This is a genomic window from Microbacterium psychrotolerans (assembly GCF_031085295.1).
GTDB classification, from domain to species: Bacteria; Actinomycetota; Actinomycetes; order Actinomycetales; family Microbacteriaceae; genus Microbacterium; species Microbacterium psychrotolerans.
In genome coordinates this window covers 355,185-369,625 of sequence record NZ_JAVFWO010000005.1, presented here as the reverse complement: position 1 = coordinate 369,625, position 14,441 = coordinate 355,185, and the positions used below count along the sequence as shown (strand labels likewise).

Sequence of the window (14,441 nt, the reverse complement as noted above, 5' to 3'; positions counted from 1 at the left end):
CGCTCGGCGCAGCCGCGGGCGAAGCGGCAGCCGCGGGCGAAGCAGCGACCGCGGGCACAGCGGCAGCCGGAGGGGCGGCCGCCGTGGCGCTGCCCGCCGCGCGCGCGAGCACGCGAGCGACCATGAGCTCGAGCTGAAGCCGGGGCGAGGTCGCACCCGTCATGTCGTCGAGGGTGGCGATGACGAGGTCGGCGATGTGCGACAGGCGGGAGGTGCCGAAGGCGTCGGCCTGGCGCTGCATGCGCGCGAGGTCTTCCGCCGAGACGCCGCGCAGCACTGCGGCGGCGCCCTGACCGGTCGCCGACACGACGATGAGGTCGCGCAGGCGCTCGAGCAGGTCGTCGACGAACCGGCGGGGGTCCTGGCCCGTCTGCACGACCCGGTCGACCGCGGCGAACGCGGCCGCGGCGTCGGAGGCGGCGAACGCGTCGACCACCTCGTCGAGCAGCTCGGCGTGGGTGTAGCCGAGCAGCGCGACGGCGCGGGCGTAGGTGACCTTGGCGTCCTCGGATCCGGCGATGAGCTGGTCGAGCAGCGACAGCGTGTCGCGCGGCGACCCGCCGCCCGCGCGCACGACGAGCGGCAGCACGCCCTTCTCGACCTCGACGCCCTCCTGCTCGCAGAGCTGCTCGACGTACTCGAGCATGGCGGCCGGCGGCACGAGGCGGAACGGATAGTGGTGCGTGCGCGAGCGGATCGTGCCGATGACCTTCTCGGGCTCGGTCGTCGCGAAGATGAACTTGACGTGGTCGGGCGGCTCTTCGACGAGCTTCAGCAGGGCGTTGAAGCCCTGCGGGGTGACCATGTGCGCCTCGTCGAGGATGAAGATCTTGAAGCGGTCGCGCGCGGGGGCGAACACGGCGCGCTCGCGCAGGTCGCGGGCGTCGTCGACGCCGTTATGGCTCGCGGCGTCGATCTCGACGACGTCGAGCGAGCCGCCACCGCCGCGCCCGAGCTCGATGCAGCTGTCGCAGGTGCCGCAGGGAGTGTCGGTCGGCCCCTGCGCGCAGTTGAGACAGCGCGCCAGGATGCGGGCGGACGTGGTCTTGCCGCAGCCGCGAGGTCCGGAGAACAGATACGCGTGCCCGACCCGGTCGCTGCGCAGCGCCGTCATCAAAGGCTCGGTGACCTGCGACTGGCCGATCATCTCGCCGAACGACTCGGGCCGATAGCGGCGGTAGAGGGCGGTGGTCACTCCCCCAGCCTACGGCGTGACGCCGACATCGCGGTGGCCCTCGCGCCGCCTGCTAGATTGCTCGGCAGTGACACGGGGTGCCCGCGCGGCGGGCTGAGAACACACCCGTCGAACCTGATCTCGATCATGCGAGCGAAGGGATGTCGCGATGAACGCGCGCACCGATACCCACCTGTCCGCCCTTTCCCCCACCGCCGCGCTGAGGGCGCTGCGGGAGGCCCCGCCACTGGTGCAGTGCATCACCAACGCGGTGGTGACCAACTTCACCGCCAACGCCCTCCTCGCCGTCGGCGCGGCTCCGGCGATGTGCGACATCCCGGGCGAGGCCGGGCTGTTTTCAGGCATCGCCGACGGCGTGCTGGTCAACCTCGGCACCCCGACGGCGGAGCAGCGCGATGCCGCCCGCGAGGCAGTCCGTCACACGTCCCGGTGGGTGCTCGATCCCGTTGCCGTCGGCGTGCTCCCGGTGCGCACGGCTCTCGCGGCCAAGCTGCTCGAGCACCGTCCGGCGATCATCCGCGGCAACGCCTCCGAGATCCTGGCGCTCGCCGGCGAGGGCTCCGGCGGTCGCGGCGTCGATGCGACGGACGGAACGGATGCCGCAGCCGGCGCCGCGCGGGCGCTCGCGCTGCGCGCCGGCGGCGTGGTCGCCGTGTCGGGCCCCGTCGACCTGGTCACCGACGGCGAGCGGGTCGTGCGCGTCCACGGCGGCGACGCTCTCCTCACCCGCGTCACCGGCGGCGGCTGCTCGCTCGGCGCGGTGATGGCGGCACTGCTCGGCGTGTGCGCCCCGCTCGAGGCGGCGGTGGCGGCATCCGCCCTCTACGCGGTCGCGTCGGAACGCGCCGGGGCGCGGTCGGAGGGGCCGGGGTCGTTCGCCGTGGCGTTCCTCGATGCGCTCGACGCCGTGGCCGCGGCGCCCGCCGAACTCGACGCGCGCGTCGGCGACGCGGTCGCGGCCCGATGATCCGCGCCGCCCGCCTCGCGGTGCATCTCGTGACCGAGGACCGCGTGCCGTTCGACCGGCTGGTCGACGTCGTCGACGCCGCGGTCGGTGCAGGAGTCGACGTCGTGCAGTTGCGCGCCAAGTCCGTCAGCGCGCGCGAGCTGCTGCGGCAGGCGGTGGCGATGTCGGACGTCATCGACCGCCGCTGCCTGCTGCTGATCAACGACCGCGTCGACGTCGCCGTCGCCGCGCGCGATGCCGGAGCCCGTGTCGACGGCGTCCACCTCGGCCAGGCCGACGTGCCGCCCGAGACGGCCCGACGCCTGCTCGGCGCGCACGCCGTGGTCGGCTGGACGGCGAACTCGCCGGAGCACCGGGCCGCGGCATCCGCTCTGCGTCCCGGCACGGTCGACTACCTCGGCGTGGGCGTGATCCGGCCGACCTCGACCAAGCCCGACCACCCGCCGGCGCTCGGCATCGACGGCTTCGCCGCGTTCGCGATGAGCACCCCCGTGCCCTGTGTCGCGATCGGCGGAGTGCGCCTGAGCGACGTCGCACCGCTGCGGGAAGCCGGAGCGGCGGGTGTCGCGGTCGTCTCGGCGATCTGCGGGGCCGATGATCCGGCAGCGACGTCGCGGGCACTTCGCAGCGCCGCAGACGCGATCGCGCTCGACGCCGAGGAGGTGGCGCCATGAGCGACGTGTTCGTCGCGCAGCCCGCGACGGCGCCGCTTCACGGGCGGGCGATCCCGCGCGTGCTCAGTATCGCCGGCACCGACCCGACGGGCGGCGCGGGCATCCAGGCCGACCTCAAGTCCATCGCCGCGCTGGGCGGCTACGGCATGGCCGTGGTGACCGCGCTCGTCGCGCAGAACACGCGCGGCGTGCGCGAGGTGCACGTGCCTCCGACCGCGTTCCTCGCGGCGCAGCTGGACGCCGTATCGGATGACGTCGAGATCGACGCGGTGAAGATCGGCATGCTGCAGTCCGCCCCGATCATCGGCACCGTGCGGGAGTGGCTCGGCCGCGTGCGACCGCCGGTCGTCGTGCTCGATCCGGTGATGGTGGCGACCAGCGGCGATCGGCTGCTCGACCCCGCCGCCGAGGAGGCGCTGCGCGCACTCGCGAGCGAGGTGGATCTGATCACCCCGAACCTGGCGGAGCTCGCCGTGCTCATCCGCCGCCCCCGGGCGACGACATGGCGGCAGGCGGCCGCCGACGCGCGGGCGCTCGCGAGCGCGACGGGAACGGCCGTGCTGCTCAAGGGCGGGCATCTCGACGGCACGGAGTGCCCGGATGCTGTCGTCGCGGCCGACGGCGCGGTGCACGAGGTCGCCGGCACCCGCGTGGCGACCCGGAACACCCACGGCACCGGCTGCTCGCTCTCGTCGGCGATGGCGACCCTGCGCGCGGGCGGGGCGGACTGGCCCGACGCCCTGGTGCGCGCGAAGACGTGGCTCACCGGCGCACTCGCGCATGCCGATGCTCTGGGTGTGGGCGAAGGCAACGGGCCGATCGACCACTTCCACGAACAGCGGGCAGGGGCCGTGGGGACCGGCGCGGCCGCGTCATGGTCGGCGCAGGCGTGGGAGGCCGCCGCCGCCGTGCGGGCGGAGGTCGACGGCCTGGACTTCGTCCGAGGGCTGGCCGACGGCAGCCTGCCGCGCGAGACGTTCCTGCGCTACCTCGCCCAGGACGCGCTCTACCTCGGCGAGTACTCCCGCGTGCTGGCGAAGGCGAGTGCGCTCGCGCCGAGCTCCGAGGAGCAGGCGTTCTGGGCGCGCGCGGCCGAGTCCTCGCTCGTCGAGGAGCGACGGCTGCACGAGTCGCATCTCGGGACGCGCTCCGACGAGCCCGCGCCGCAGACGCGGGCCTACACGAACCACCTGCACGCCTCGGCGCGGTCCTACGCGGAGCTCGTCGCCGCGCTGCTCCCGTGCTTCTGGCTGTACACCGACCTCGGCGTCCGCTTGGCGGCCCGGCGCCATGACGGGCACCCGTACGACGACTGGCTGGCGATGTACGGCGACCCGGGGTTCACTGCCGCGACCGCGCGGGCGGCCGAGATCGCCGACGCCGCGGCGCAAGAGGCCGGACCGCGCGAGCGGGCGCGCATGAGCGCCGCATTCGCACGCTCGATGGAGCACGAACGGGAGTTCTTCGCCCGCGCGTGACCATCTGGCCTCACACGCGCCCGCACGAACGCAGGAGATCCGGCGGAGACGGGACGAATCGGTACGGATCGTCCTGTCTCGCCGGATCTCCGGTTCTCGCGAAACGGTTAGGCGTCCGCGCCGTGCTCGACGTCGGCGGCGCCCACGATGATCGGGATCGTCGAGGTGACGGTGGGCACCGACGCCGACAGCAGCGAGCCGTCCTCGCGGCGGGCGTCGCCGAGCTCGCGCAGCGACGGCCGGCCGGCGATGACGGGGCCTTGCCCGTCGAGCGGGGCCACCACCTCTTCGCCCGGGCCGACGACGTAGCCGACACCGCGCACGCTGAAGCCGACGGGGTCGCCCTCCGTCGCCCGGACGCGCAGCTCGTCGCGAGTCACGGTGACGACCAGGCGCGTACCGTGCCAGTGCAGCACGAACTCGAGCGAGGGCCAGGCGGCGGGCAGGCGCGGGTCGAACGACAGCTCGCCGAAGTGGTCGCGCATGCCGCCGAAGCCCGAGACGAGCGCCGTCCAGACGCCGCCGGCCGACGCGACGTGCACGCCGTCGGCGGCGTTGTGGTGCAGGTCGCCGAGGTCGACGAAGATCGACTCGCGGAAGTACTCGAGCGCCAGGTCCTGGTAGCCGACCTCCGCCGCGAGGATCGCCTGCACGACCGCCGACAGCGTCGAGTCGCCCGTGGTCAGCGGGTCGTAGTACTCGAAGTCGGCGAGCTTGTCCTCGTCCGAGAAGTGGTTGCCCTGGAGGAACAGCGCCAGCACCACGTCGGCCTGCTTGAGCACCTGGTAGCGGTAGATCACCAGCGGGTGGAAGTGCAGCAGGAGGGGTCGCTTGTCGGGCGGCGTGTTCTCGAGGTCCCAGATCTCGCGTTCGAGGAACACGTGATCCTGCGGATGGATGCCGAGGCTCGGGCTGAACGGGATGTGCATGGCCTCCGCGGCGCGCTCCCAGGCCTCGGGCTCGCCGGGCTCCAGGGCGAGGCGGTCGACCATCTGCCGGTAGACCTCGCCGTCGACCTCCGCCATCTCGCGCACCGTGCGCGCGGCGAAGCGCAGGTTGAAGCGCGCCATGACGTTCGTGAACAGGTTGTCGTTGACGACGGTCGTGTACTCGTCCGGCCCGGTGACGCCGTGGATGTGGAAGGTGTCCCCCTCGCCGTCGACTACGCCGTCGCTCGACCGCCAGAATCCCAGCGTCGCCCAGAGTCGGGCGGTCTCGACCGCGATGTCGACGCCCTCGCGGAAGAGGAACTCGTCGTCGCCGGTGGCCCGGACGTACTTCGCGAGCGCATAACTGACGTCGGCGTTGATGTGGTACTGCGCGGTGCCGGCCGCGTAGTAGGCCGACGCCTCTTCGCCATTGATGGTGCGCCAGGGGAAGAGCGCACCGGCCTCGTTCAGCTGGAACGCGCGCCGACGCGCGGCGGGCAGCATGAGGTACCGCATGCGCAGGGCGTTGCGTGCCCACAGCGGCGTCGTGTACGCGAGGAACGGGAGCACGTAGATCTCCGTGTCCCAGAAGTAGTGCCCCGAGTAGCCGGAGCCCGTCATGCCCTTCGCCGGCACGCCCAGGCCGTCCGCCCGGGCTGTTGCCTGCGCGAGCTGGAACAGGCACCAGCGCGTGGCCTGCTGCAGATCGGCGTGTCCGGCGATCCGCACGTCCGAGCGCTCCCAGAAGGCGTCCAGCCAGGCCCGCTGCCGCGTGCGGATCGCGTCGACGCCCTCGCCGAGCGCCCGGTCCAGCGTGCGCCGGCAGCGGTCCACGAGTTCCCGCGCGGGGACGCCGCGCGACGTGTGGTAGCTGACGAGCTTGGTGACGCGTATCGGCACGCCGGCCTTCGCCTGCACGCGGAACACGTTCTTCGCGATGTCGGGCTCGATGAGCGTGCGCGACGTGTACTCGTTCTCCGTCTCGACCAGGTGGTCGGCGACGACGGCGACGGTCATACCGGAGTCGGTGGCGCGGTACGACAGCGCCGAGCGCAGCTTGTCCTGCCAGAACTCCTGCGGCTGCAGCACGCGCTCGTGCAGCTTCTCCGTCTTGCGCGGGTCGAAGCCGGCCCTGCGCGAAGGGTTGGGGGTTCCGCCGTAGACGTCCTCGCCGTCCTGCCGGTTGATCAGCTGACAGCTGACGGTGACCGGAGCGTCGGCGTTCAGCACGGTGACGTCGATCGTCATCACGGCGAGGTGCTTCTCCTCGAACGACACCAGTCGCTCCATGCCGATCACGACGTCCTTGCCGGACGGCGTGGTCCACCGCACGTGGCGTCGCAGGACTCCGTCGCGCATGTCGAGCTCGCGTTCGTACTCGCGGACGTCGGCGACGTCGAGCGACAGCGGCTCGTCGTCCACGTACACGCGCATCACCTTCGCGTCCGGCGCGTTGATGATCGCCTGCCCCACCTCCGCGAAGCCGTACGCCTGCTCGGCGTGGCGGATCGGGAACGTCTCGTGGAACCCGTTGATGAACGTGCCGTCCTCGTGCGCGAACCGCCCTTCGGACTGGTTTCCGCGCAGGCCCAGATAGCCGTTGCCCACGGCGAACAGCGTCTCTGTGACGCCGGCGTCGTCGAGGTCGAACGACGACTCGATCAGCCGCCACTCGTCGACGGGGAAGCGGTCGCGGTCGATCATCGTACGAATTCCTCCAGGTCCTGAACCACGATGTGTGCACCGGCGTCGACGAGATCCTGCACCCCGACGCCGCGGTCCACGCCCACGACGAGGCCGAAGCCGCCGGCCGCCGCCGAGCGCACGCCGCTGATGGCGTCCTCGACCGCGGCGCTGCGGGCGGGCTCGACGTCCAGCATCCGCGCCGCCTCGACGAACACATCGGGCGCGGGCTTCGAGGCGAGGTGGTCGCGTTCGGCGATGACGCCGTCCATCACGACCGTGAAGCGATCACGGATGCCGGCTGCCGCCAGCACCTCCTCGGCGTTCTTGGAGCTCGACACCACCGCGACGCGGCTGCCGGCATCCGCCAGCTGGTCGAGCAGGCGCAGCGACCCCGGGTAGGGCGCGATGCCCTCGGCCCGCAGCACCCGCTCGAAGACGGCGTTCTTGCGGTTGCCGATGCCGCACACGGTGTCGGCGGTGGGAGGGTCGGACGGGTCGCCCCAGGGCACCTCGACGTCGCGCGACCGCAGGAGGCTGGCCACGCCGTCGTAGCGCTTCTTGCCGTCGAGGTGGTCGAAGTAGTCGCGCTCGGTGTAGGGCGGCGTGATGTCCCACGCGGCGAAGAGCTCCTCGAACATGGTCTGCCACGCGTGCATGTGCACTTCGGCCGTGGGCGTCAGGACGCCGTCCAGATCGAACAGCACGGCGTCGAAGGCGGTCAGATCGGGCAGGGCGTCGTAGGCCACAGAACCTCCGGGAGCGGGTGCGGGTGTGTGCTCGGCACTCCGTCGCGCCGTCCAGCAAGCGTAATGCGGTCGGGCGCCCCCTCGACACCCCGAGACGGTTACGGACGGGCGACGCTCAGGGTCTGCCGGGCGATCTCGAGCTCCTCGTCCGTCGGCACGACGAGGACGGTGACGGCCGACGCGTCCGTGGAGATCACACGGATGCCGCGCTCGGCGCTCTCGTTGCGCTCGTGGTCGATCTCGACGCCCGCGAATCCGAGGGTCCCGAGCGCCTCCGCCCGCACGCGGGGGGCGTTCTCGCCGACGCCGGCCGTGAACGAGATGACGTCGGCGCCGCCGAGCTGTGCGAGGTAGGCGCCGGCGTAGGCACGGAGCCGGTGGACGTAGACCTCGAAGGCGAGGAGCGCCCGCGGCTCGCCCCGCTCCATCGCTGCCCGGATGTCCCGCAGGTCGTTGGATCCCGCGAGGCCGAGCAGCCCGCTGCGCTTGTTGAGAAGGTCGTCGAGGTCGTCGACCGACATCCCGGCGCGCCGCTCGAGCTGGAAGAGCACCGCGGGGTCGATGTCGCCCGACCTCGTGCCCATGACGAGTCCTTCGAGCGGAGTGAAGCCCATCGACGTGTCGATGGACCGGCCGCCGTCGATCGCGGTCACCGACGCTCCGTTGCCCAGATGGAAGACGATCTGCTTCAGCTCGCCGAGGGGGCGACCGAGGAAGGCCGCGGCCGCTTCGCTGACGAACTTGTGCGACGTGCCGTGGAACCCGTACCGCCGGATGCGGTGGGATGCCGCGATCTCCGTGTCGATCGCGTACGTGTACGCGGCCGGCGACAGCGTCTGGTGGAACGCCGTGTCGAACACGGCGACGTGCGGCACTTCGGGGAACGCCGTGCGCGCGGCGACGATCCCCGCCAGGTTCGCCGGGTTGTGCAGCGGCGCGAGCACCGAGAGCTCGTCGATGTTGATCTCGACGAGCGGGGTGATGAGCGTCGGCTCGAAGAACCGCGCGCCGCCGTGGACCACCCGGTGACCGACCGCCACCGGCGGCGTGTCGGCGAGCGACGGGCCGTGGGACGCGAACGCGTCGAGCATGACCGCGAAGCCCGCGGTGTGGTCGGGGATGGGCAGCTCACGTGTGCGCGTCGCGTCGAGGAAGGTGGGCGATCCCTCCCCCGCGTCTACCGGAGTCGCATGAACGGTATGGCGTGCGACGCCGATCGGCTCGCCGATGCGCTCGACGAGGCCGGACGCGAGCGTGCGCTCGGTGTCCATGTCGAGCAGCTGGTACTTGAACGACGAGGAGCCGCTGTTGATGACGAGAACCGGGGTCATGCGGCTCACTCCCCCTGCGCCTGGATCGCGGTGATCGCGATGGTGTTGACGATGTCGTCCACCAGCGCGCCGCGCGACAGGTCGTTGATGGGCTTGTTGAGGCCCTGCAGCACCGGGCCGATCGCGACGGCTCCCGCCGAGCGCTGCACCGCCTTGTACGTGTTGTTGCCGGTGTTGAGGTCAGGGAAGACGAACACCGTGGCTCGCCCGGCGACCTCCGATCCCGGCATCTTCGCCGCCGCCACGGCGGCGTCGGCGGCCGCGTCGTACTGGATGGGACCCTCCACGAGCAGCTCGGGTGCCCGCGTGCGTACGAGGACGGTCGCGTCCCTGACCTTCTCGACCTCGGCGCCCGAGCCCGATTCGCCCGTCGAGTACGACAGCATTGCCACACGCGGTTCGATGCCGAACTGCGCGGCCGTCGCGGCCGACGAGATCGCGATGTCGGCGAGCTGCTCGCTGGTGGGGTCGGGGATGACGGCGCAGTCGCCGTAGACGAGCACGCGGTCGGCGAGCGCCATCAGGAAGACGCTCGAGACGACCGAGACGCCGGGTCGGGTCTTGATGATCTCGAATGCCGGGCGGATCGTGTGCGCCGTCGTGTGGGCGGCGCCCGACACCATGCCGTCTGCAAGGCCCAGGTGCACCATCATCGTGCCGAAGTACGACACGTCGGTCACGGTGTCGGCAGCCTGCGCGACGGTGACGCCCTTGTGCGCGCGCAGTCGTGCGTACTCCTCCGCGAACTTGTGCACGTGCACCGCGTCGAGCGGCGACAGCACTTCGGCTCCCTGGATGTCGATGCCGAGCTCGATCGCCCGCGCCCGCACCTCGAACGGCTCGCCGAGGATCACGAGGTCGGCGATGCCGCGCTTGAGCACCGTCGCCGCCGCGCGCAGGACGCGGTCGTCATCCCCCTCGGGCAGCACGATGCGCTTGCGCTGCGCACGGGCCCGCTCGATGAGCTGGAACTCGAACATCAGCGGTGTCACGACCGTCGCCCGCGCCAGGCCGACGGCGACGAGCAGCTCGTCGGTGTCGACACTCTGCTCGAACAGGGCGAGGGCGGTGTCGTAGCGGCGCTGCGAGTCGGCGGCGAGGCGGCCACGGGTGCCCATGATGCGCACCGCCGTCTCGTACGTGCCGAGCTCGGTGGTGATGATGGGCACGCTCGACCCGAGGCCGTCGATCAGCCGTGTCACCGGCTCGGGCAGCTCGAACCCGCCGTTGAGCACGATCCCCGAGATCGACGGGAAGGTGCCCGAGGCGTTCGCCAGCAGCGTCGCCAGCAGGACTTCCGACCGGTCGGCCGGGATGATCACGACGGCGCCCTCGAGAAGGCGTGGCAGCACGTTCACCATCGACATCCCCGCGACGACGACCGCCAGCGCTTCACGGGTGAGCAGGTCGGGGTCGCCGGCGAGCAGCTCGCCGTCGACCGAGCGCATGATGCCGCGGATCGACGGCGCCACGAGATGCCGGTCCTCGGGGATGGCCCAGACCGGCACCGGCGACGCCGGCACGGTCGTCGCGCCGCGATGAGCGTCGATCGAGCGGCGGATGGCCGCGATCGTCTCATCGGCGATGTCGGCCTCGGCGCGGTTGGCGACGACGGCGAACAGCTTCGCACGGCCGTGCCGCAGCTCGGCGAGCGCGAGATCCGCGATCTGGCCCATCTCGGCAGGAGTGCGCGGGAGCGAGGACCCGAGCTGTTCAGGCTGCGTCTGGTTCTGCGCCGAGCGGCCGCCGAGCACGAGCAGGACAGGCGCGCCCAGGTTCGCCGCGATGCGGGCGTTGTACGCGAGTTCGGCGGGGCTGCCGACGTCCGTGTAGTCGCTGCCGACGATGACGACGGCCTCGCACTGCGCCTCGACGGCCTTGTAGCGCTCCACGATGGTCGCGAGCGCGGCATCCGGATCCTGCCGCACGTCGTCGTACGTGACGCCGATGCAGTCGTCGTAGGGCAGGTCGACGCCGTCGTGGTCGAGCAGCATCTCGAGCACGTAGTCACGCTCGACCGTCGAGCGCGCGATCGCGCGGAACACGCCCACTCGCGCAGTCGCGTGACTCAGCGCGTCGAGCACGCCCAGCGCGACCGTCGACTTCCCCGAGTGGCCTTCGGCCGACGTGATGTAGATGCTCTGCGCCACCACCCCAGCCTATGGGCGGGCGGCACGCTCCGTCTCAGGCCCCGCTCCTTCGGCCCCGGGGCGGGGCAGCTGGGGATCGCACCGGAGCGCCCGGTTACGCTCGATGCATGGAAGATCCCCGACCCGGAATCGACATTCCCGACCACCGCGGCCGTACGGGACTCGATCGGATCGGGCGCGATCTGCAGCGCAATCCGGACGTCCGGGTGACGGATGTCGAGGTGCTGGCCTCCGCCTGGCACGTGCTGCGCCGCACCACGCTCGAATACCGCGATCCGTCGGGTCGCTGGGAGACCCAGCAGCGCGAGACCTACGATCGCGGCAACGGGGCGACGGTGCTGCTCTACGACCCGGAGCGGCGCACGGTGCTCCTCACGCGGCAGTTCCGCTACCCCGTCTACGTCAACGACCACCCCGACGGAATGCTGATCGAGACGGCGGCGGGACTCCTCGACGACGACGACCCGGCGACCGCGATCCGCCGGGAGGCGGCGGAGGAGACGGGCGTCCAGGTGGGCGAGCTCGAGCACGTCTGGGACGTGTACATGAGCCCGGGCTCGGTCACCGAGCGACTCCACTTCTTCGCCGCTCGCTACGACGGCTCGACGCGCACCGGCGACCGGGGTGGCCTCCAGGAGGAGGGCGAGCACATCGAGCTGCTCGAGATCGGGATCGGCGAGGCGCTCGCGATGGTGCGCGATGGGCGGATCCAGGACGCGAAGACCATCATGCTGCTGCAGTGGGCGGCGCTCGACGGCCCCTTCGCCGCCGGCCGATGACCGCCTCCGGACGCTGAGCTGAGCGAGGCGCCCGGAAAGATTAAGACTCTCCGCGAACCCGGCAGAGCCTGGTTACCCTTGCTACGTTTCCGTCCTGGGGGAGTTGGCCTGGATGCCGCCTCGCGGAGAGCTTCTGACAGTCTACCCGGTTCGAGCGGGGGTGACGTCACACGACCAGCGGACCGAGGCGGGCGGCAGCCGGCTGCAGCACCGCCAGCACCCCGGCGGGTTCGTCGACCCGGTGGAGTGATCCTGAGAATCCGAGCGCTCCGGCGAAGCGCCCGGTGCCGTCGAGGATCGGCACCGCGACACAGCCGTATGCCGGGGTCAGCTCACCCCGCTGGCGAGTGGCGCCCAGCTCGTCGAAGTCCTGGCGTGACGTGCGCTCGGCGGTCCCCTGCTCGATCGTCAGCAGACGCCCGATCGCGAATCGCGCGGGCTCGCGGGCGAGACGGACCTCGTCCGACAACGGGAAGTCGGGATCGGCGTCGACCACCGAGATGCGACCGTCCACGAAGAAGACGATGTGCACGCCGCCGCGCAGCGTCGAGCGCGCCTCGGCGAGCACTGCCCGTGCCGCTGACGTCAGGCGCGCCGGCGGCGCCGCCACAGCGGCGAGCTGAACGACTTTGGCGCCCAGCGCGAACCCCGCGAGGTCGGGTGTGCGCACCAGATACTCGTCCTGGACGAGCAGGTTCAGCAGGCGGTAGGTCGTGGCCCGTGGCAGTCCCAGTTCGAGCGAGATCTCGCGTGCCGTCGCACCGGCACCCAGGCGCGCCACAGCCTCGAGGACCGTGAGCGCGCTGTGCACCGCCTTCGGCTGACGCGCCGTCAGGGTGGGTCCCGGCGACACCCTCTCAGGCACCGCCCCTCCGCTCCCGCCGAGCGATGCCGCCCAGCACCTCCGAGGCGACGGGCTCGTCGTACGATCCGACGCGCGCAAGCGAAGGCGTGCCGCGGCGCATCCGGACGAGCACCGCGATCGCGGCCAGGGCACCCACCGCCAGCACCACCCACAGCGCGACGCTGCCGCCGGCGGCGTCGACCACGAAGAACGTGACCAGCGCGCCGGTGAGCACGACCGCCGACACGGTCGCCGTGATCGCCGATCCGACCGTGAGCTCCCCGATGCGCCGCAGGAAGACCGGTGCGGCGATGCACACCAGGATGTAGGCCACGATGTATCCCGCACCGCCGACGGCGATGGTCGCGTGCATCGCGCCGCGCACGTCGACGCCCGACAGCAGGAGCAGGAACGGCACGCCGGCGATGAGGGGGAAGGCCAGCGCCACCGCGCCGATGGGCGTGCCGAATCGCGGATGCGCACGGCCCGCCGGCGACGGCAGCACGCGGTCGCGCCCCATGGTGAACAGCACGCGAGTGAGGGCGGTGGTGGACCCGATGGCGCACGCGACGAAGGAGGCCGCGATGCCGATGTCGGCCACGACGCCCCAGCCGCCCAGGCCGTAGGCCGACGCGAGCTCATTGATCGGCGAGGCGCTGGCGGCGAGCGAGGAACCCATCGCATCGAAGCCGGCGACCTGGGCGACCGCCGCCAGGACGTACAGACCGCCGGACAGCAGCACCGTCCACACGATCGCCCTCGGCACGTTCCGCAGCGGTGCGCGGGCCTCGACACCGAGCGTCGACGCGCTCTCGAAGCCGACGAACGCGGTGAGCGCGATGACGGAGCCCGCGGCGAGCGCGGCGGGGTCGATCTCGGCGAGCCCCAGCACGCGACCGGGGTCGATCGGGCCGATCCGGATCAGGAGCACGACGAGCAGCACGGCGATGAGGGCCACCGAGAGCACCTCGACCACGAGGGCGATGCGCGAGGACAGTCGGATGCCGCGCACGAGCACGACCGCGACGAACGCCGCCTCGGCGGCCAGCACCGCGGCCAGCGTCCCCGGGCCTCCCACCGCGGGCCACGCCGATTCCAGGAGGAACGTGACGTAGTACGCCCCGCCGAGGAGGGCGAACATCGCGATCGCGCCGTAGCCGACGAGGATCGCCGCACCGGAGGCGAGTCCCGCACCGGGCCCCAGTCCGCGTGCGGCGTAGGTGTATGTCGAACCGGCTGCGGCCAGCCGCCGTGCGAACTGCGAGATCGTGCGGGCCACGAGAAGGCTGAGGATGCCGGCGAGCACGATCGACAGCACCGTCGCCGGGGGCGAGATGCCGGCGACGAGCAGCACGACGGTCGTCGCCGCAGCAGCCGGCGCCACGGCGGCCACGGACTGGGCGAGGACGTCGAAGAAACCGACGCTGCGGCGATCCAGCCCGTCCAGGGGTGAACGCGCACCGAAGTCGTGGACGGGGTCGGGCCGCGCGATCGCGCGCTCGAGTGCGGTCATGTCGCCTCCGGTGATGCCCGTGAGACGTTACGCGAGCGCGGTTGCCGGGCCGCTACCCGCGTGTTTCGCCCGTGTGTCACCCGAATGAGACGCCCGCCCCGACCGATCTCACTCGGTGTGCCCGAGGTTTCACCGGCGCGCGACGGCGC

11 protein-coding genes, 1 other RNA gene and 1 riboswitch are annotated in these 14,441 nt (G+C 71.9%); of the genes, 4 read left to right on the top strand and 8 right to left on the bottom strand.

Going from position 1 to position 14,441, the window contains the following annotated elements; translation table 11 throughout:
• Positions 1–1,195 (bottom strand): DNA polymerase III subunit gamma and tau (locus Q9R08_RS17595; protein WP_308869453.1); only part of this gene is annotated, 1,195 nt, incomplete at its 3' end.
• A 63-nt stretch (positions 1,196–1,258) separates the two neighbouring features.
• Positions 1,259–1,353, top strand: a riboswitch (TPP riboswitch).
• Between Q9R08_RS17595 and thiM the strand changes: the two genes are divergently transcribed.
• The 3 genes from thiM to Q9R08_RS17580 all read left to right on the top strand — a co-directional run bounded on the left by thiM (position 1,344) and on the right by Q9R08_RS17580 (position 4,314).
• Entirely contained in the window at positions 1,344–2,162 is an 819-nt protein-coding gene (thiM, locus tag Q9R08_RS17590; RefSeq protein WP_308869452.1) for a hydroxyethylthiazole kinase, read from the top strand. (Overlaps the previous riboswitch by 10 nt.)
• Positions 2,159–2,836: a thiamine phosphate synthase gene (thiE, locus tag Q9R08_RS17585; protein WP_308869451.1), complete on the top strand. Its 678-nt coding sequence runs from the start codon at positions 2,159–2,161 to the stop codon at positions 2,834–2,836. The genes thiM and thiE overlap by 4 nt, the downstream gene beginning before the upstream one ends.
• Positions 2,833–4,314: a bifunctional hydroxymethylpyrimidine kinase/phosphomethylpyrimidine kinase gene (locus tag Q9R08_RS17580; protein ID WP_308869450.1), complete on the top strand. Its 1,482-nt coding sequence runs from the start codon at positions 2,833–2,835 to the stop codon at positions 4,312–4,314. Before thiE ends, Q9R08_RS17580 begins: the two co-directional genes overlap by 4 nt.
• Before the next feature lie 107 nt (positions 4,315–4,421).
• Here Q9R08_RS17580 and Q9R08_RS17575 read toward each other — a convergent pair whose 3' ends face one another.
• The 4 genes from Q9R08_RS17575 to pta form a co-directional block, all read right to left on the bottom strand.
• Positions 4,422–6,947 (bottom strand): glycoside hydrolase family 65 protein, encoded by a 2,526-nt coding sequence (locus Q9R08_RS17575; protein WP_308869449.1) that lies wholly within the window; start codon positions 6,945–6,947, stop codon positions 4,422–4,424.
• Positions 6,944–7,675: an HAD family hydrolase gene (locus Q9R08_RS17570; RefSeq protein WP_308869448.1), complete on the bottom strand. Its 732-nt coding sequence runs from the start codon at positions 7,673–7,675 to the stop codon at positions 6,944–6,946. The genes Q9R08_RS17575 and Q9R08_RS17570 overlap by 4 nt, the downstream gene beginning before the upstream one ends.
• Positions 7,676–7,773: 98 nt before the next feature.
• A complete protein-coding gene (locus Q9R08_RS17565; RefSeq protein WP_308869447.1) occupies positions 7,774–9,006 on the bottom strand; it encodes an acetate/propionate family kinase in 1,233 nt (410 codons plus the stop codon).
• Between the two features lie 5 nt (positions 9,007–9,011).
• Positions 9,012–11,156 (bottom strand): phosphate acetyltransferase, encoded by a 2,145-nt coding sequence (gene pta / locus Q9R08_RS17560; protein WP_308869446.1) that lies wholly within the window; start codon positions 11,154–11,156, stop codon positions 9,012–9,014.
• A 107-nt stretch (positions 11,157–11,263) separates the two neighbouring features.
• Between pta and Q9R08_RS17555 the strand changes: the two genes are divergently transcribed.
• A complete protein-coding gene (locus tag Q9R08_RS17555; protein WP_308869445.1) occupies positions 11,264–11,935 on the top strand; it encodes an NUDIX domain-containing protein in 672 nt (223 codons plus the stop codon).
• 38 nt (positions 11,936–11,973) lie between these two features.
• On the opposite strand, the gene ffs is transcribed toward Q9R08_RS17555, so the two are convergent.
• The 3 genes from ffs to Q9R08_RS17540 all read right to left on the bottom strand — a co-directional run bounded on the left by ffs (position 11,974) and on the right by Q9R08_RS17540 (position 14,292).
• Positions 11,974–12,070, bottom strand: an RNA gene (ffs, locus tag Q9R08_RS17550) — signal recognition particle sRNA small type.
• 31 nt (positions 12,071–12,101) lie between these two features.
• The gene (locus Q9R08_RS17545; protein ID WP_308869444.1) at positions 12,102–12,800 is read right to left on the bottom strand and encodes an IclR family transcriptional regulator; all 699 of its coding nucleotides are present in this window, start codon (positions 12,798–12,800) and stop codon (positions 12,102–12,104) included.
• The gene (locus Q9R08_RS17540; RefSeq protein WP_308869443.1) at positions 12,793–14,292 is read right to left on the bottom strand and encodes an APC family permease; all 1,500 of its coding nucleotides are present in this window, start codon (positions 14,290–14,292) and stop codon (positions 12,793–12,795) included. The genes Q9R08_RS17545 and Q9R08_RS17540 overlap by 8 nt, the downstream gene beginning before the upstream one ends.
• Positions 14,293–14,441: the final 149 nt, after the last annotated feature.

Bases quoted from the DNA above. Each gene is read 5' to 3' on its own strand.
- thiM (WP_308869452.1), top strand. From the start codon at position 1,344: ATGAACGCGCGCACCGATACCCACCTGTCCGCCCTTTCCCCCACCGCC.
- Q9R08_RS17565 (WP_308869447.1), bottom strand. From the start codon at position 9,006: ATGACCCCGGTTCTCGTCATCAACAGCGGCTCCTCGTCGTTCAAGTAC.
- Q9R08_RS17575 (WP_308869449.1), bottom strand. From the start codon at position 6,947: ATGATCGACCGCGACCGCTTCCCCGTCGACGAGTGGCGGCTGATCGAG.
- Q9R08_RS17580 (WP_308869450.1), top strand. From the start codon at position 2,833: ATGAGCGACGTGTTCGTCGCGCAGCCCGCGACGGCGCCGCTTCACGGG.
- thiE (WP_308869451.1), top strand. From the start codon at position 2,159: ATGATCCGCGCCGCCCGCCTCGCGGTGCATCTCGTGACCGAGGACCGC.
- Q9R08_RS17555 (WP_308869445.1), top strand. From the start codon at position 11,264: ATGGAAGATCCCCGACCCGGAATCGACATTCCCGACCACCGCGGCCGT.
- Q9R08_RS17540 (WP_308869443.1), bottom strand. From the start codon at position 14,292: ATGACCGCACTCGAGCGCGCGATCGCGCGGCCCGACCCCGTCCACGAC.